Source organism: Pseudomonas sp. Irchel 3E13 (genome assembly GCF_900187455.1).
Taxonomy (GTDB): domain Bacteria; phylum Pseudomonadota; class Gammaproteobacteria; order Pseudomonadales; family Pseudomonadaceae; genus Aquipseudomonas.
On the sequence record NZ_FYDX01000003.1, the window covers coordinates 300,731 to 317,097 of the forward strand.

A 16,367-nucleotide genomic window follows, 5' to 3' on the forward strand; every position below is an offset into this window, starting at 1 on the left:
TTGCATTGTGCCGGTAGCCGCCCGGCGGTCCAATTAACGCCTGCTCCGAAAACCAACAACAGGCGAACGAACATGGCGACTTGCGGCGAAGTGCTGGTAAAACTCCTCGAAAACTATGGCGTGGACCATGTCTTCGGCATTCCCGGCGTGCACACCGTGGAGCTGTATCGCGGTCTGGCCGCATCGACCATTCGTCATATCACCCCGCGCCACGAGCAAGGCGCCGGCTTCATGGCCGACGGCTATTCGCGTACCCGCGGCAAGCCGGGCGTGTGCTTCATCATCACCGGTCCCGGCATGACCAACATCACCACCGCCATGGGCCAGGCCTACGCCGACTCGATCCCGATGCTGGTGATTTCCAGCGTGCAATCGCGCAACGCTCTCGGCGGTGGTCGCGGCAAGCTGCACGAACTCCCGGCGCAGAGCAATCTGGTGGCCGGCGTCGCCGCCTTCTCCCACACCTTGATGAGCGCCGATGATTTGCCGGCGGTGCTGGCCCGGGCTTTTGCGGTGTTCGAGGGCGCGCGTCCGCGTCCGGTGCATATCGAGATCCCGCTGGACGTGATCGTCGAAGAGGCCGATCACCTGCTGGCGAGCGAGCCGGTGCGTGTCGCCCGGGCCGGTGCTGCGCCTTCGACCGTGGCGAAAATGGCCGAGTTGCTGGCGGGCGCGCGGCGTCCGCTGATCCTCGCCGGTGGCGGCGCCATCGACGCCAGCGCCTCGCTGACCCGCCTCGCCGAATACCTGCAGGCGCCGACCGCGCTGACCATCAATGCCAAGGGCATGCTGCCGTCGAATCACCCGCTGCTGATCGGCTCGACCCAGTCGCTGGTGGCGACCCGCGAACTGGTGCGCGAGGCTGACGTGGTGCTGGCCATTGGCACCGAGCTGGGCGAGACCGACTACGACGTGACCTTCAAGGGCGGCTTCGAGATCCCTGGCACCTTGCTGCGCATCGATATCGACCCGGACCAGACCGTGCGCAATTACCCGCCGAAACTCGCGCTGGTCGCCGACTCCCGCGAAGCCAGCGATGCGTTGCTGCTGGCCCTGGCCGAACAGCCGGCGCCGGTGCGTGCCCTCGAATGGGGCCCGGCCCGTGCCGCGCGCCTGCGGGAAACCCTGGCCGGCCAGTGGGATGTGGCGGCGCAAGCGCAGACCCTGTTCCTGCGCACCATCCTGCGGGCGCTGCCGGATGCGGTGCTGGTGGGCGATTCGACCCAGCCGGTCTACACCGGCAACCTGACCTTGGACCTGGACCAGCCACGCCGCTGGTTCAACGCCTCCACCGGTTACGGCACCCTCGGTTACGCCTTGCCGGCGGCGATGGGCGCCTGGCTGGGCAGTGCCGAAGATCCGCAGGCGCGGCTGCCTGCGGTGTGCCTGATCGGTGACGGCGGCATCCAGTTCACCCTGCCGGAACTGGCCAGTGCCGTGGAAGCCCAGGTACCGCTGATCGTCCTGCTGTGGAACAACCAGGGCTACGAAGAGATCAAGCGCTACATGGTCAACCGCGATATCGAACCGGTGGGCGTGGACATCCACACCCCGGACTTCATCACCATTGCCAAGGGCTTTGGCTGTGCGACCGAGGCGGTGAGCGATATCGAGCCCCTGCGTCAGGCCCTGCTCAAGGCCCGTGAGCGCAAAGGCCCGACGCTGATCGAAATCGATCAGTGGCAGTGGACCGAGACGGTGCTGGCCTGAGGCTGCTGACTGCGGTAGCGGCTACAGTGCGCTGCGCAACCGCGCCATGTCCCGCAGCGGCGGCGCGCCGTAGGCCCGGCTGTATTCACGGCTGAACTGCGACGGGCTTTCATACCCCACCCGATAGCCCGCCACCGCCGCCTCCAGCCCGTCGTTGAGCATCAACCGACGGGCTTCCTGCAAGCGCAACTGCTTCTGGTACTGCAACGGGCTCATCGAAGTCACCGCCTTGAAACGGTGGTGCAGGGCCGAGGCGCTGAGGTTCACTTCCTTGGCCAGGTCTTCGATGCGCAGCGGTTTGTTGTAGTGGTCGTTGAGCCACTGGATCGCCTGGCAGACGCGGTGGGTCTGGCTGTTGGACATGGCGATTTCGTACAGCCGGTAACCTTGTTGCCCACGCAGCAGGCGGTAAAGGATCTCGCGACGAATCAGCGGCGCGAGGACCGCGATGTCCTTCGGCGTTTCCAACAGGCGGATCAGGCGCAGCAGGGCGTCCAGCAGCGGTACATCCAGCCTTTCCACATACAGCCCGCGCCCCGACGCGGCCGGTACGCCCATGGGCCCGCCCTCGGCAATCAGCTTGTTGATTTCTGCCGGGTCGATATCCAGGCGAATGCCCAGGCTCGGGTTCTCCGGGCTGGCATCGAGGTAGACGCCACTGATCGGCATCGCCACCGACACCACCATGTAATGCAGCGGGTCGTACACATAGCGTTCGTCGCCCAGGTGCACCGCCTTGCTGCCCTGCGCGAGGATGCACAGCGCCGGCTGGGCGAGGGTCGGCATCGAACGGATGTTTTCTTCGTGACGCACCAGATACAGGCCGTTGATTGCCGAGCACTCTGGCGCGGCGTGGCGGCGGACGAGATCGGCCAGCGCCTGGCGCTGGGATTCGAGGGCGGAGTCGAGCAGTTCGGGGGATGACATGGAGAGGCTTCCTCGGCGGATCCTCGCAGCATAGTTTTGTGCAAGTGCGCACGCTAGCCGGATGCTGTCGTGTTCTTGCACGATCCTGCTGCCACCTTGGTGCCGTCACCAAATTGAAGCGATTGCCATTGCCTGATGCCCTCTCGGCGAAATCGCCGTGGGTGCTGGCTCGCCGCAATGAACTCAGTGAGGCATGCAGGATCAGGCAATCGTTCGACAGCTTTCGCCTAACGTCCTCGCGCGGCGGCCCGTACTCTTGGCAGCCTGGCAGTTTCCCTCTGGCCGTCTTCAGGAGCACCGCACATGACGTCATCTCAACCGGTCAGCCACCTTTCCTTCGTGCGCGCCAGCGCGGGCCGTTCCGCCGAACTGGGCGAACGTCTTCAGCAATTGCTCGAACCCAGCCGGCGTACCCCGGGTTGCCTGGCGTTCACCCTGCAACGTTCCACCTGCGATGCCGACTTGTGGTTGCTCAGCAGCCACTGGCGCGACCAGGCGGCGATGAGCGGTTACTTCAACTCGCCCAGCCTGCAGGTGTTTGGCGAGCTGGTGCAGGCGCGGGTGCTGGACAGCCTCGATCTGCACACCTTCAGCGAGCCCGGCGCAGGTTAGAATGAGCGCCTTTTTTCGTCACTGATGGGGATCGAGCAACATGGCTCGCAGAGTATTCGTAGGTTTCGAAGCAGTATCGGCGGTGGTTCCCGGCGAAGGCGGCTACAGCGCCGCCATCGCGGTGAAAGGCCTGGGCGCCAGCGGCGCGCCGCGTTTCCACAAGGTGCTGCCGGAGCAGACCTTCAAGACTGCCGCGGACGCCGATGAAGCGGCGTCCGCCGAGCTTGAGCGGCTCAGCGGCGTCAACGCGGACGCCGAGCTGGTCTGGTAAGCGCAAGACTCAGACCTGTGGGCGCCTCATCTGGAACAGGTTGCCCAGCTCGAAATAATCCGCCGGACCGCCGCCACGCAAAATAGGCTCGGCGGCGGCGGTGTCGTAGATGCCGTCTTTCAGCAGGTGTTCGGCGATATGCACGGCCACCACTTCACCAAGAATCAGCCAGCTCGGCACCAACGCGTGGTCAGCGCGCTGCAATTGCACGATCTGGCTGACCTTGCATTCGAACGACACCGGGCTTTCCTGCACCCGCGGTACGGCGATCACCCGTGAGGCGGCGGGGGTGAGCTGGCTCAGGGCAAACTCATCCACTTCCGGCGCGACGGCCGCGCAGCTCTGGTTCATCGCCTCGGCGAGCGGACGGGTGGCCAGGTTCCAGGCGAATTCACCGGTCTGCTCGATGTTGTTCAGGCTGTCTTTGCGCCCGACGCTGCAGAAACCGATGATCGGCGGAATGTAGTTGAAGGCGTTAAAGAAGCTGTAGGGCGCAAGGTTCAGGCGGCCTTGGGCGTCCTGGGTGGAAATCCAGCCGATGGGACGTGGGCCGACGATGGCGTTGAACGGATCGTGGGGCAGGCCGTGGCCTTTTGCGGGTTCGTAGTAGTACATCGATCAAGCCTTGTGGCGAGTGCACGGACGCCTAGTGTGCCAAGTGCCGCGTTCCCTGAAAACGATTAAGCCCGGCCGAAGCCGGGCTGTGAAGACGTTGCATCGGTGTTAGCTGATGCGGCCAGCCGGGGTACGGTCGAAACCGTCAGCGGCGACTTTGCCAGCCGGGGTGCGGTCGAAGCCGTCAGCGGCGATTTTGCCGGCCGGGGTGCGGTCGAAGCCGTCGGCGGCGACTTTGCCAGCCGGGGTGCGGTCGAAGCCGTCAGCGGCGATTTTGCCAGCCGGGGTGCGATCGAAGCCGTCAGCCGCCACGGCCGCCGAGTGGGCTTGTGCCTGGCCGAAGTTGTGAGCGTTGGTGCGGTCGAAACCATCGGCGGCGAAAGCGTTGGCGGTCAGGATCGAGAAGGCCAGGGTCAGGATCAGTTTGCTTTTCATGGTCGTTGCTCCGGGGTAGTGAGGGTTGTTTGTTTCTATGGGTTTGATGCTACGCCGATTAATTCGATTAAAAAGCGCAAAAAATCGGCTATAGAAATCGATTTAATCGATGTATTTGGGCGCGATCAGTCCGTTTCAACTGCTCGGATTGCTCTGGACTGCGTGCTTGCGGGGAACAGCGCTGCCCGTCTCACAAAGCATGCGCGCCCAAGGTTATTGCCGGATTAACGGGATTTTCTCGGGCCAAACGCTTTTTTCATTTCGCGCTGACCTCTTTTTCATCGCCGCTTGCCCAGTCTCTGCCGCACTTGCCCTCTGGAGCTTCGAGCCGATGAATAAACTCCCGCAAATCACCCTGGCGTTCTGGATCATGAAGATCTGCGCCACCACGCTTGGAGAGACAGCGGGCGACCTGCTGTCCATGACGCTCAACGTGGGTTACGCGCTGAGCTCCGTGATCCTGATCAGCGTGTTCCTGGTCACGCTGGTGACGCAGTTGTTTTCCCGGCGTTATCACCCGGTGCTGTACTGGCTGGTGATCCTCTCCACCAGCACGGCCGGCACCACCATGTCGGACTTCATGGACCGCACCCTGGGCCTGGGCTATGCCACCGGCTCGGCGATCCTGATCGGCATCCTGGCGTTGACCTTCGCGCTCTGGCGCCTGAGTGGCGATCCGATCAACGTCAACAACATCAGCACCCGCCGTACCGAGCTGTTCTATTGGGTGGCGATCCTGTTTTCCAACACGCTGGGCACGGCCCTGGGTGACTACCTGGCCGACGACTCGGGCCTGGGCTTTGCCGGTGGCGCCCTGGTGGTGGGGGCGGCGATCGGGGTGGTGGTGCTGGCGCGTTATTGGACACGGATCTCGGGCGTGTTGCTGTTCTGGATTGCCTTCGTCCTGACCCGGCCATTCGGAGCGACCCTGGGCGACTTCCTGACCAAACCCCACGAAAAAGGCGGGCTGGATTTCGGCACGGTGGGATCGTCGCTGGTGCTGGGCGGGATCTTGCTGGGCTTCATCCTCATGGCGCATCACTTCAACCGGCGCGAGCAGCCGGCGCGGGTGGCGGAGCTGTCCTGAGTTCTGAGCGCTCATGAAAAAAGCCCCCGGCCAATTGGCCGGAGGCTTTGTTTTTATAGCGAGCGAGTGTCGTGTGGATCAGTCCGTCACGATTCGCGAATGTTTCTGGGTGTCTTTCATGAACACATACACCAGCAACGAGCAGGCGATGCAGGCGGTGACGTACCAGTAATACCCGGTTTCCATGCCGACGCTCTTGAACCACAGGGCGACGTACTCAGCGGTGCCGCCGAAGATCGAGACGGTCAGGGCGTAAGGCAGGCCGACGCCCAAGGCGCGGATTTCGGTTGGGAACAGTTCGGCTTTGACCACGGCGTTGATCGAGGTGTAGCCGCTGACGATGATCAGTGCCGCCATGATCAGGAAGAACGCGCCCCACCAGCTTTGGATGGTGTGCAGGGTGGTGAGGATCGGTACGGTGAAGATCGTGCCGAGAACACCGAAGGCGATCAGGATCGGACGCCGGCCGATCTTGTCGGAGAGGCCACCGATCACCGGTTGCAGGCACATGAACAGGAAAAGGGTGGCCGCCGAGATCATGGTCGAGTCGGTGATGCTCATGCCGACGGTGTTGACCAGGTATTTCTGCATGTAGGTGGTGTAGGTGTAGAAGGCCAGGGTGCCGCCCATGGTCAGGCCGACCACGGTGGCGAGTTCCTTCGGATGGCGCAGCAGGGTGCGCATCGGCCGCTCTCTGCCTTTGGTTTTTTCCTTCTTGGTGAAGGAAGCGGTTTCTTCCATGCCGCGCCGCAGGTACAGCGCAACCACCGCGCACAGCGCGCCGATCACGAAGGGTACGCGCCAGCCCCAGGCGTAGAGCTGTTCGGTGGTCAGGGTCTGTTGCAGGACGATCAGCACGGCGAGGGCGATGAGCTGGCCGGAAATCAGCGTGACGTACTGGAAGCTGGAGAAGAACCCGCGGCGTTCCTTGGTGGCCATTTCGCTGAGGTAGGTGGCCGAGGTGCCGTATTCGCCACCGACCGACAGGCCCTGCATCAGGCGGGCGATGATCAGCAGGACCGGTGCGGCGACGCCGATGGTTTCATAGCTCGGGGTCAGGGCGATGACCAGGGAGCCGAAACACATAAGCAATACCGAGGCCATCAGCGCGGCCTTGCGGCCCTTGCGGTCGGCGTAGATGCCCATCAGCCAGCCGCCGATTGGGCGCATCAGGAAGCCTACGGCGAAGATCGCGGCGGTGTTGAGCAGTTGCGCGGTGGTGTCGCCGGCGGGGAAGAAGGCCTTGGCGAAGTACAGGGAAAATGCGGCGTAGACGTACCAGTCGTACCACTCGACCATGTTGCCGACCGATCCGCTGAAGATCGACTTGAGGCGACTGGAAGTGGTTTTTACCGGCGCGGGCGTGGCAATCGCCCCAGCAGGCACGGAGGTGGAGTTATCCATTGACGGGACCTTCATCGTTGTTTTTGTGGAGCGCGCCGAAACGCAGCCTGGCGGGTCTATAGCAGGAGCTGTGCCAGGGGAGCTCCGTCACCGCCATCGCTGGCCAGCCAGCGCCCACAGAAACACCGGCAGCCCTGGAAATAGAGGCGTGCGAAGAACCTGTGGGAGCTGCCTTGCCAGCGATGGCGGCGACACAAACAACAACGATTAGAGATCAAATGAGCGGAAATCCGCTTATTCGGAAGATGGCCTGAGCAGGAATCCGCCGATGCTCAGGTGCGCTCGAGGAAATCTTCACGGACCAGGCCGTGGCGCTGCATTTTTTCGTTGAGGGTGCGCCGCGGCAGTTGCAGTTCCTCCATCACCGCCTTGATTTCGCCCTTGTGCCGGCGCAACGAGGCGCGCAGGCAGTTGGCCTCGAAAGCCTCCTGTTGCGCGGCCAGGGACTGGCCGGGTTCTTCGGGAGGCGATGTCGGATCGGCCAGGCCGAGGGCGTGGCGTTCGGCGGCGTTGGCCAGTTCGCGAACATTGCCCGGCCAGTCGTGGCCGAGCAGTTGCGCCAATTGTGCGATGCTCAACTGCGTTGCTTTGCGGCCGCTGCGTTCGGCGGCGTGGCGGGCGAAGTGCTCGAACAGCAGCGGGATGTCCTCGCGCCGCTCGCGCAGCGGTGTCAGACGCAGCTCGGCAATATTCAGCCGATACACCAGGTCTTCACGGAAACGTCCGGCACGGGCTTCTTCGAGCAGGTCGGGTTTGGTCGCGGCGATGATGCGCAGGTCCACCGCGATGCTCTGGTTGGAACCGAGGCGTTCCAGACGCTGCTCCTGGATCACCCGCAGCAGCTTGGCCTGTTGGGCCAGCGGCAGGCTCTCGATCTCGTCGAGGAACACCGTGCCGCCGTCGGCGTATTCCAGCTTGCCGATGCGTTTGCCCTGGGCGCCGGTGAAGGCGCCGCTTTCATGGCCGAACAGTTCGGCTTCGAACAGGTGTTCGGGGATCGCCGCGCAGTTCAGTGCGACGAAGGGTTTGCTGGCACGCGGGCCGAAGTCGTGCAGGCAGCGGGCGACACGCTCTTTGCCACTGCCGGTTTCGCCGCGGATCAGCACGTTGACCGGCAGGTTCGCCAGTTCCAGCACCTGGCGCCGCAGTTGCTGCATGCCTTGGGTCATGCCAAGCAGGGCGGACTCCAGCCGACTCTTGATGTCGGCCTGTTCATGCAGGCGGCGGTTTTCCAGGACCAGCCGGCGTTTTTCCAGGGCGCGGCACAGGCTGCCCATCAGGGCGTCGGGGCTGAAGGGCTTTTCCAGGAAGTCGTAGGCGCCGTTGCGCATGGCTTCGACGGCCATGGGCACGTCGCCATGGCCGGTCAGCAGGATCACCGGCAGGTCGGCATCGCGGCTGCGCAGTTGTTCCAGCAGTTGCAGGCCGTCGATGCCGGGCATGCGCACATCGCTGAGGATCACTCCGGGAAAGTGCGCCGGCAGGTTCGCCAGGCATTCGTCGGCGCGGCTGAACAGCTTGACCTCGAAGCCCGACAGGCTCAGCCACTGTTCGACCGCCGTGCGGATGCTGGCTTCGTCGTCGACGACAATCACCGAATTCAACATACGGGCTCCGGATCGCGGGGAAGGGTGAAACTGAAGCGGGCGCCGCCAGGCTGGTTTTCGACCTGCAGCCGGCCGCCCGCCTCGTGGATGATGCCATAGGAAATCGCCAGGCCCAGCCCGAGGCCTTCGCCCACCGGTTTGGTGGTGAAGAACGGGTCGAACACGCTGCCCAGGTGCTCCGGGGCGATGCCGCCGCCGCTGTCGAGCACGCTCAGGCGCCAGCCGTCACCTTCACAGTCGATGCGGATTTCCAGGCGGCGATAGCCTTTGCCGGCCATGGCATCCAGGGCGTTGTGCAGCAGGTTGATCAGCACCTGCTCCAGGCGGATCGCGTCGCCGCGGACCCAGGCCGGACGGGCCAGATACAGCGCAGTGCTGACGCTCTCGGCGCGCAGGCGGGTATCGAGCAGTTGCAGGGCGTGATCGACCACCGTGGCCAGGTCGAGGCTCTCGCGCAGGCCGCTGGGGCTGTTGCGGGCGAAGGTTTTCAGGTGCCCGGTGAGCGCGGCCATGCGCGTGAGCATCTGCTCCAGCGGTTGCAGGGCCTGGCGGGCATCCTCGATGCGGTCGTGGTCCAGCAGCAGGCGCAGCGACGCCAGTTGCATACGCTGGGTGGTCAGCGGCTGGTTCAGTTCATGGGCGAGGGCGGCGGACATCTGTCCCAGCGCCGCCAGCTTGGTCGATTGCACCAGGCCTTCCTGGGCGGTGCGCAGGTCGCGGGTGCGTTCTTCCACCAGGCGCTCCAGCTCCTCGCGGCTGCGCTGGCGCAGGCGGGCGAGGCGCAGGCGCTGGTTGACGAAGAGCGCGGCGAACACCAGGGTCAGCCAGATTGCCGCGGCGGCCAGCGCGGCGTTGCGTCCGTCATCGCCGGTCTGCGGCGTGCGCAGCAGGTGCAGGGTCCAGCCTTCGGCTTCCAGCGGCAGGCTTTCCCACAAGTAGTCTTGCGTGCCTTCCGGGCCCTGGACGCGGACCAGATTGCTGTTGTCGTCGAAGCGGTTGAGCACCTGGCTCTGCAAAGGCACCAAGGGCTGTTTGTCGTACTGGCGGGTCTGTTCCAGTTCGTTGAAGTCATGGGCCGAGAGGGCGTTGAGCTTGCGGTAGCGCCAGCCCTCCTGGTTGGCGATGAAGACGATGCCGCGCGAGTCGCTGACCAGCAGCACGTCGTTGCCCATGCGCCATTCCCGTTCCAGCTCGGGGAATTCCAGCTTGACCACCATGGCGCCAAGGAAGCGCTGGTTGTCGTCCTTCACCGCGCTGGACAGGAAGTAACCGGGAATGCCGCTGGTCACGCCCACGGCGTAGAAGCGCCCGGTGCCCTGGCTGAGGGTCTGCTTGAAGTACGGCCGGAAGCCGTAGTTGTGGCCCACATAGGTGCTCGGCAGGCGCCAGTTGCTGGCGGCCACGGCCAGGCCGGTGTGGTCGAGCAGTTCCAGGGTGGAGGAATTGGCCGCGCCGTTGATGCGCTCCAGCTTGCGGTTGAGCAGGTTCTGGGTGGCGGCATCCACCGGCCCGCCGAGGGCGGCGATCAGTTCCGGGTCCAGCGCCAGCACCGCGGGCAAGGCGCGGTAGCGTTCGATCAGGGTGTGCAGCGAAGTGGCGTACAGGCCCAGTTGCTGGTTGGCCCGTTCCGCTTCCTCGACCATGGCCTGGCGTTGTGCGTGGTGCATGGCCCAGGCCGCGGCGAGCAAGGTGCCGGCGCTGATCAGCAGAAGGATCAGGCCAAGGCGCAGGGTGCGAAAGGAAAAAAGCATCGATAAGCCATCCGCGGCGATGGGGAAGGCCGCGAGGCGCTTCCCCTTGGGCAGGGCGGCGCGTTACAGCAGCTCGAAGCTCTGCTGTTGCACCGTCTCGGAGTCCAGGCCGACCTGTACGTTGAACTCACCCGGTTCGGCGGCGAGTTTCAATTGGCTGTTGTAGAACTTCAGGTCGTCTTCGCTGATACGGAAGGTCACGACCCGCTCTTCGCCAGCCTTGAGCAGGACTTTCTGGAAGTTTTTCAGTTCCTTGACCGGGCGGCTCATGGATGCGGCGACATCCTGCAGGTAAAGCTGCACCACGGTTTCGCCGTCACGCTTGCCGGTGTTCTTCACCTTGACGCTGGCTTCCAGGCTGCCGCCCTGTTTCAGGGTCTTCGCTGAAAGGGTCAGTGGCGACACGGAGAACTCGGTGTAGCTCAGCCCGTAACCGAACGGATACAGCGGGCCGTTGGGCTCCTCGAAGTACTGCGAGGTGTAGTTGCCCGGCTTGCCCGGGGTGAACGGCCGGCCGATGCGCATGTGGTTGTAGTACATCGGAATCTGGCCGACCGAGCGTGGGAAGGTGATCGGCAGCTTGCCGGACGGGTTGTAGTCGCCGAACAGCACGTCGGCGATGGCGTTGCCGCCTTCGGTGCCGGAGAACCAGGTTTCCAGCAGGGCGTCGGCCTGTTCGCGTTCCCAGTTGATCGACAGCGGACGGCCGTTCATCAGCACCAGCACCAGCGGCTTGCCGGTGGCTTTCAGCGCCTTGATCAGGTCGCGTTGCACGGCCGGGACTTCCAGGGTGGTGCGGCTGGACGATTCGTGGGACATGCCACGGGATTCGCCAACCACGGCCACGATCACGTCGGACTGTTGGGCGGCCTTGACCGCTTCGTCGATCAATACCGCGGCAGGGCGCGGGTCGTTGACGATTTCCGGGGCGTCGAAGTTGAGGAAGTTCAGGTAGTCGAACATGGCTTTGTCGCCGGTGATGTTCGAGCCCTTGGCGTAGACCAGTTTGGCCTTGTCGCCGACCGCGCGGCGCAGACCTTCGCGGACGGTGACCGAGTGCACCGGCTTACCGTCGGCGGCCCAACTGCCCATCATGTCGATGGGCGCATCGGCCAGCGGCCCGACCAAGGCGATGGTGCCGGCCTTTTTCAGCGGCAGGGTCTGCTTGCGGTTTTCCAGCAGCACCAAGCTGCGGCGCGCCACGTCGCGGGCGGCTTCGCGGTGCAGGCGGGAATCGGCGTAGTAGTCCGGCACATCGTTTTCCGGCTTGCCGATCCGTACGTACGGGTCCTTGAACAGGCCCATTTCGTACTTGGCGCCGAGCACCTCGCGCACCGCCTGGTCTAGCTCGGCCTGGCTGACTTCGCCGGACTTGAGCAGGCCCGGGAGTTCTTCGCCGTAGAGCGAGTCGTTCATGCTCATGTCGATGCCGGCCTTGATCGCCAGCTTGGCCGCCTCGCGGCCGTCGCGGGCGACGCCGTGACGGATCAGCTCCTGGATGGCGCCGTGGTCGCTGATGGTCACGCCGTTGAAGCCCCACTCCTTGCGCAGCAGGTCGTTCATCAGCCAGGTGTTGGAGGTGGCGGGCACGCCGTTGATGGAGTTCAGCGCCACCATCACCCCGCCGGCACCGGCGTCGATGGCCGCGCGGTAGGGCGGCAGGTAGTCGTTGTACATCTTCGGCAGGCTCATATCGACCGTGTTGTAGTCGCGCCCGCCTTCCACCGCGCCGTACAGGGCGAAGTGCTTGACGATGGCCATGATGCTGTCGTGCTCGGCCGGGCTTTTGCCTTGGAACGACTTGACCATCACTTCGCCGATCCGCGAGGTCAGCCAGGTGTCTTCGCCGAAGCCTTCACTGGTGCGGCCCCAGCGCGGGTCGCGGGCGATGTCGACCATCGGCGCGAAGGTCATGTCGAGGGCGTCGGCGGAGGCTTCGATGGCCGAGGTGCGGCCGACGGTGGCGATGGCGTTCATGTCCCAGCTCGACGCCAGGCCCAGGCCGATCGGGAAAATGGTGCGGTTGCCGTGGATGGTGTCATAGGCGAAGAACATCGGGATCTTCAGCCGGCTGCGCATGGCCGCGTCCTGCATCGGCCGGTTTTCCGGGCCGGTGCGCGAGTTGAAGGTGCCGCCGATGCGGCCGGCGGCGATCTCCTCGCGGATCTTCTCCCGCGGCATCTCCGGGCCGATGCTGATCAGGCGCAACTGGCCGATCTTCTCGTCCTGGGTCATCTGGCCCAGCAACTTGTCGACGAACACCTTCTTCTCTTGCAGGTGCGCGGCGGCGGCGGAGGTGTCGGCCAGGGCCGTCTGACTGGCCAGGCTGACGAGCAGGCCCAGCAAACACAGCTTGTTCATGGATTCAGTTCTCGAGGCTCGCGCCGGCATTCACGGTGGATACCGGCCAGCCGAAATTGGGGGAGCGGCTATTGTTGTAGTTTGCTGGGGCATGTTTTTAGCCGATTGGGCCTGCACTATCCAGCGGCGGCCACGGATTATGCCTCAAGTCCGGTGCGTTACGGATAATCAAGGAGCGTTGCGACGATGCGGGTATTCAAGGGTGCGAAGCCGTGGTTGCTGGTGCTGCTGGCCAGCCTGCTGGCCGGCTGCGGGATCAACAATATTCCCAACTATGACGAACAGGTGAAGGCGGCCTGGGGCCAGGTACAGAACCAGTACCAGCGCCGCGCCGACCTGATCCCCAACCTGGTGGAAACGGTCAAGGGCTATGCCCGGCATGAACAGGAAACCCTGACCGCGGTGATCGAGGCGCGGGCCAAGGCGACGTCGATCCAGGTCGACGCCAGCACCCTCGACGATCCGGAAAAACTGCGCCAGTTCCAGGCCGCGCAGTCGCAGTTGAGCGGTGCGCTGAGCCGGCTGATGGTGGTCTCGGAACGGTACCCGGACCTCAAGGCCAATCAGAACTTCCTCGCCCTGCAGTCCCAGCTCGAAGGCACGGAAAACCGCATCGCCGTGGCGCGCAAGGATTTCATCGCCGCCGTGCAGCGCTACAACACCGAGATTCGCACCTTCCCCGGACGGATCTGGCACAGCGTGATGTACAGCGACCTGCCGCTGCGCGAGAGCTTCGAAGCGACCAGTGCCGATGCCGACAAAGCCCCTGAAGTGAAATTCTGATGCGCCTGTTCAAGGCCGTGGTGCTGCTGGCGCTGTTCGCCATGGCCCTGACGGTGCGCGCCGAGCCGTCATTTCCGGCGCTTAGCGGGCGGGTGGTGGACAACGCCAACCTGCTCGACGCCCATACCCGCGGCCAACTCGGGCAGATGCTCGAAGCCCATGAACAGAGCACCGGCGAGCAGGTCGTGGTGGTCACGCTGACCGACCTGCAAGGTCTGCCCATCGAGGATTACGGCTATCAGTTGGGCCGCCATTGGGGCATCGGCCAGAAGGGCAAGGACAACGGCGCGCTGCTGATCGTCGCCCCCGAGCAACGCAAGGTCCGCATCGAAGTGGGTTACGGGCTGGAAGAACGCCTCACCGACGCGCAGTCGTCGGTCATCATCAACCGGATCATCCTGCCGGCCTTCAAGCGCGGCGAACTCAGCCAGGGCATCGTCCAGGGCGCGGCCGCGATCCTGCAGGTACTCGGCGGCAACCCGCTGGCCCAGCCGTCCGCGCTCAGCGGCGGGCAAAGCGAGGGTGAGTCGCCGTCCTTGCTGTCCATCGGGCTGTTCATTCTGATGGTGGTGGTTGTGCTGTATTTGCAGGGCCTTGGTGGCGGCGGCCGGCGTGGCGGGCCGGGTGGCGGTTTTGGCGGTGGCTTCGGCGGGCTGGGCGGCGGCGGTGGATTCGGTCGCGGCGGTGGAGGTGGTGGCTTTGGCGGCGGTGGCGGCAGTTTTGGCGGCGGCGGATCGTCCGGTAGCTGGTGAGTGCGCGGGTGTGGCGGGAAACCCTGTAGGCGCGGCCGGCCGGTCGATCCCGTGGAAATCGCGGCGCATTTGAATTGTGTTCAAGGAACAACCTGATGGCATTGCTCAATGAGTTGCAACAACGACAGGTCGCGGAGGCGATCGCTGCGGTCGAGAAACACACCGACGCGGAGCTGGTCACGGTGCTGGCCCGCAGCGCCGATGACTATGCCTATGTGCCGCTGGTCTGGGCCAGCCTGCTGGCGCTACTGGTGCCGGGGCTGGTGTATTACGTCACGGGCTGGTTCAGCGCCCACGGTCTGCTGATTACCCAATGGCTGACGTTTATCGTGCTGTGCCTGGTGCTGCGCTTGCCGCTGTTCACCAGTCGCCTGGTGCCGAAGGCGGTGCGCCACTGGCGCGCGTCGAACCTGGCGCGGCGGCAGTTTCTCGAACAGAACCTGCACCACACCGAAGGCCGCACCGGTGTGCTGATTTTCGTCAGCGAGGCGGAGCGTTATGTGGAAATCCTGGTGGACGACGGCATCGCCTCGCGCCTGGACAATCAGGCCTGGGAGGCCATCGTCGCCGGCTTCACCGCCCAGGTGCGCGCGGGCCAGACGCTCGCGGGTTTTCTCACCTGCATCGAGGCGTGTGGCGAATTGCTCAAGGCTCATGTGCCGCTGACCCATAGCCGCAACGAGCTTCCCAATCGTCTGGTGATCCTCGACTGATGCCGCGCTGATCGACAAAAGCTGTGCGCTGGCCGGGCATCAACGTAAAATGCCCGCCATTGCGCGCCGGCTGGCGCCCCCGCAACCCCCGAGGCACCCAATCCCCATGTCCGCTACCCCCACCGCCCAGGCCGCGCCGGATGCGCGTGCGCAGTTTCTCGCCCTGTTGGCCGAGAGCCTGCACCAGCAGTCCTTCGTCAAGCTGGTACTGGCCCGTCACGTCGGCGCCGAAGCCGACCTGCAACGCATCATCGCCAAGCCGCTGACGGTCAAGGGGCAGGCCTGCCTGTCATTCGTCCATCGCTACAAGACCCGCGACATCACCCGCAACCTGCCGCTGGACGAAGCGCTGGCGCAGATCGGCGAATGGCTGCCGGGCGCGTTTCGCAATGCCCACCTGCTGAGCCTGGCCGATGACGCGCAACTGGAGTTCAGCAAGAAGGGCAAGCCGATGCTGCACCGCAACGCCGCGCAGCAAGAGCGCCAGGCCGCGGGCGGCGAGCATGACCGCGAGAAGAAACGCTACCTGGAACTGAGCCGGCCGTTCCTTCAGGACCTCGGCGTGACCGACAAGCAGCAGGCGCTGATCCCGGCCATGTCGCGCAAGTGGAAGCAGATCAACAAGTTCATCGAGGTGTTTTCCCATGCCTTCGCCAGTGTTTCGCTGGCGGACGACAAACCCGTGCGGGTGGCGGATTTCGGCTCGGGCAAGGGCTACCTGACCTTCGCCATCCACGATTACTTGAGCAACACGTTGCAGCGTCAGGCGCAGGTGACGGGTGTCGAACTGCGTCCGGACATGGTCGAACTGTGCAACGCCGCCGCTGCTCATCTTGAACATCCGGGCCTGGTGTTCGAACAGGGTGACGTGCGCACCGTCGTGCCGGCCGAGATCGATGTGATGATCGCCCTGCATGCCTGCGATATCGCCACCGACTACGCGATCCACACCGGCATCCGTTGTGGCGCGGCGATCATCATGTGCTCGCCGTGCTGCCACAAACAGATCCGTCCGCAACTGCACAGCCCGGGGTTGCTCAAGCCGATGCTGCAATACGGTCTGCACCTCGGGCAGCAGGCGGAAATGCTGACCGACAGCCTGCGTGCGCTGTACCTGGAAGCCTGTGGTTACGACACCAAGGTGTTCGAGTTCATCTCGTTGGAACACACCAACAAGAACAAGATGATCCTTGCGACCAAGCGCAAGGACGCGGGGGATCCAGCGGCGTTGCTGGAGAAGATCGCGGAGCTGAAGGCGTTCTATGGGGTTTCTGAGCATTGTCTGGAGACATTGCTGCGGGCGGATCAACTGATTCCGGCGTGAGTGAATCGGGGCCGC

At 64.4% G+C, this 16,367-nt stretch carries 15 protein-coding genes; 8 read left to right on the forward strand and 7 right to left on the reverse strand.

Translation table 11 applies throughout. From position 1 onward, the window contains the following. Positions 1-72: 72 nt before the first annotated feature. On the forward strand, positions 73-1,710 hold the full coding sequence (locus tag CKW37_RS06170; protein ID WP_095154792.1) for a 5-guanidino-2-oxopentanoate decarboxylase: 1,638 nt from the start codon (positions 73-75) through the stop codon (positions 1,708-1,710). 21 nt (positions 1,711-1,731) lie between these two features. Here CKW37_RS06170 and CKW37_RS06175 read toward each other — a convergent pair whose 3' ends face one another. Further along, on the reverse strand, positions 1,732-2,637 hold the full coding sequence (locus CKW37_RS06175; RefSeq protein WP_095154793.1) for an AraC family transcriptional regulator: 906 nt from the start codon (positions 2,635-2,637) through the stop codon (positions 1,732-1,734). Positions 2,638-2,940: 303 nt separating this feature from the next. Between CKW37_RS06175 and CKW37_RS06180 the strand changes: the two genes are divergently transcribed. Together CKW37_RS06180 and CKW37_RS06185 are read left to right on the forward strand one after the other, a co-directional pair. Continuing rightward, positions 2,941-3,249, forward strand: coding sequence for a putative quinol monooxygenase (locus CKW37_RS06180; RefSeq protein WP_095154794.1), 309 nt, complete (start codon positions 2,941-2,943; stop codon positions 3,247-3,249). A gap of 40 nt (positions 3,250-3,289) precedes the next feature. After that, on the forward strand, positions 3,290-3,520 hold the full coding sequence (locus tag CKW37_RS06185; RefSeq protein ID WP_095154795.1) for a hypothetical protein: 231 nt from the start codon (positions 3,290-3,292) through the stop codon (positions 3,518-3,520). A 9-nt stretch (positions 3,521-3,529) separates the two neighbouring features. On the opposite strand, the gene CKW37_RS06190 is transcribed toward CKW37_RS06185, so the two are convergent. Then, the gene (locus CKW37_RS06190; protein WP_095154796.1) at positions 3,530-4,135 is read right to left on the reverse strand and encodes a flavin reductase family protein; all 606 of its coding nucleotides are present in this window, start codon (positions 4,133-4,135) and stop codon (positions 3,530-3,532) included. A gap of 108 nt (positions 4,136-4,243) precedes the next feature. Further along, complete coding sequence (locus tag CKW37_RS06195; RefSeq protein WP_095154797.1) at positions 4,244-4,570, reverse strand: hypothetical protein; 327 nt, start codon at positions 4,568-4,570, stop codon at positions 4,244-4,246. A gap of 331 nt (positions 4,571-4,901) precedes the next feature. Here CKW37_RS06195 and CKW37_RS06200 point away from each other — a divergent pair, with 331 nt between their 5' ends. Further along, positions 4,902-5,657, forward strand: a complete 756-nt coding sequence (locus CKW37_RS06200; protein WP_095154798.1) for a hypothetical protein — start codon at positions 4,902-4,904, stop codon at positions 5,655-5,657. Between the two features lie 78 nt (positions 5,658-5,735). Here the strand turns inward: CKW37_RS06200 and CKW37_RS06205 are convergent, their stop codons facing one another. The 4 genes from CKW37_RS06205 to bglX all read right to left on the reverse strand — a co-directional run bounded on the left by CKW37_RS06205 (position 5,736) and on the right by bglX (position 12,780). Then, positions 5,736-7,061: an MFS transporter gene (locus CKW37_RS06205; protein WP_095154799.1), complete on the reverse strand. Its 1,326-nt coding sequence runs from the start codon at positions 7,059-7,061 to the stop codon at positions 5,736-5,738. 272 nt (positions 7,062-7,333) lie between these two features. Beyond that, positions 7,334-8,668, reverse strand: a complete 1,335-nt coding sequence (locus CKW37_RS06210; protein WP_095154800.1) for a sigma-54 dependent transcriptional regulator — start codon at positions 8,666-8,668, stop codon at positions 7,334-7,336. Beyond that, positions 8,662-10,419, reverse strand: coding sequence for an ATP-binding protein (locus tag CKW37_RS06215; protein ID WP_095154801.1), 1,758 nt, complete (start codon positions 10,417-10,419; stop codon positions 8,662-8,664). Before CKW37_RS06215 ends, CKW37_RS06210 begins: the two co-directional genes overlap by 7 nt. 63 nt (positions 10,420-10,482) lie before the next feature. Beyond that, complete coding sequence (gene bglX / locus CKW37_RS06220) at positions 10,483-12,780, reverse strand: beta-glucosidase BglX (protein ID WP_095154802.1); 2,298 nt, start codon at positions 12,778-12,780, stop codon at positions 10,483-10,485. Positions 12,781-12,966: 186 nt separating this feature from the next. On the opposite strand from bglX, the gene CKW37_RS06225 reads away from it, so the two are divergent. The 4 genes from CKW37_RS06225 to CKW37_RS06240 all read left to right on the forward strand — a co-directional run bounded on the left by CKW37_RS06225 (position 12,967) and on the right by CKW37_RS06240 (position 16,352). Then, positions 12,967-13,563, forward strand: a complete 597-nt coding sequence (locus CKW37_RS06225; protein WP_095154803.1) for a LemA family protein — start codon at positions 12,967-12,969, stop codon at positions 13,561-13,563. Further along, on the forward strand, positions 13,563-14,315 hold the full coding sequence (locus CKW37_RS06230; RefSeq protein WP_095154804.1) for a YgcG family protein: 753 nt from the start codon (positions 13,563-13,565) through the stop codon (positions 14,313-14,315). The genes CKW37_RS06225 and CKW37_RS06230 overlap by 1 nt, the downstream gene beginning before the upstream one ends. 95 nt (positions 14,316-14,410) lie before the next feature. Beyond that, a complete protein-coding gene (locus CKW37_RS06235; RefSeq protein WP_095154805.1) occupies positions 14,411-15,028 on the forward strand; it encodes a TPM domain-containing protein in 618 nt (205 codons plus the stop codon). 106 nt (positions 15,029-15,134) lie between these two features. Beyond that, complete coding sequence (locus tag CKW37_RS06240) at positions 15,135-16,352, forward strand: SAM-dependent methyltransferase (protein WP_095154806.1); 1,218 nt, start codon at positions 15,135-15,137, stop codon at positions 16,350-16,352. The last annotated feature ends 15 nt before the right edge of the window (positions 16,353-16,367 follow it).

Bases quoted from the DNA above. Each gene is read 5' to 3' on its own strand.
- CKW37_RS06170 (WP_095154792.1), top strand. From the start codon at position 73: ATGGCGACTTGCGGCGAAGTGCTGGTAAAACTCCTCGAAAACTATGGC.
- CKW37_RS06175 (WP_095154793.1), bottom strand. From the start codon at position 2,637: ATGTCATCCCCCGAACTGCTCGACTCCGCCCTCGAATCCCAGCGCCAG.
- CKW37_RS06180 (WP_095154794.1), top strand. From the start codon at position 2,941: ATGACGTCATCTCAACCGGTCAGCCACCTTTCCTTCGTGCGCGCCAGC.
- CKW37_RS06185 (WP_095154795.1), top strand. From the start codon at position 3,290: ATGGCTCGCAGAGTATTCGTAGGTTTCGAAGCAGTATCGGCGGTGGTT.
- CKW37_RS06190 (WP_095154796.1), bottom strand. From the start codon at position 4,135: ATGTACTACTACGAACCCGCAAAAGGCCACGGCCTGCCCCACGATCCG.
- CKW37_RS06195 (WP_095154797.1), bottom strand. From the start codon at position 4,570: ATGAAAAGCAAACTGATCCTGACCCTGGCCTTCTCGATCCTGACCGCC.
- CKW37_RS06200 (WP_095154798.1), top strand. From the start codon at position 4,902: ATGAATAAACTCCCGCAAATCACCCTGGCGTTCTGGATCATGAAGATC.
- CKW37_RS06205 (WP_095154799.1), bottom strand. From the start codon at position 7,061: ATGGATAACTCCACCTCCGTGCCTGCTGGGGCGATTGCCACGCCCGCG.
- CKW37_RS06210 (WP_095154800.1), bottom strand. From the start codon at position 8,668: ATGTTGAATTCGGTGATTGTCGTCGACGACGAAGCCAGCATCCGCACG.
- CKW37_RS06215 (WP_095154801.1), bottom strand. From the start codon at position 10,419: ATGCTTTTTTCCTTTCGCACCCTGCGCCTTGGCCTGATCCTTCTGCTG.
- bglX (WP_095154802.1), bottom strand. From the start codon at position 12,780: ATGAACAAGCTGTGTTTGCTGGGCCTGCTCGTCAGCCTGGCCAGTCAG.
- CKW37_RS06225 (WP_095154803.1), top strand. From the start codon at position 12,967: ATGCGGGTATTCAAGGGTGCGAAGCCGTGGTTGCTGGTGCTGCTGGCC.
- CKW37_RS06230 (WP_095154804.1), top strand. From the start codon at position 13,563: ATGCGCCTGTTCAAGGCCGTGGTGCTGCTGGCGCTGTTCGCCATGGCC.
- CKW37_RS06235 (WP_095154805.1), top strand. From the start codon at position 14,411: ATGGCATTGCTCAATGAGTTGCAACAACGACAGGTCGCGGAGGCGATC.
- CKW37_RS06240 (WP_095154806.1), top strand. From the start codon at position 15,135: ATGTCCGCTACCCCCACCGCCCAGGCCGCGCCGGATGCGCGTGCGCAG.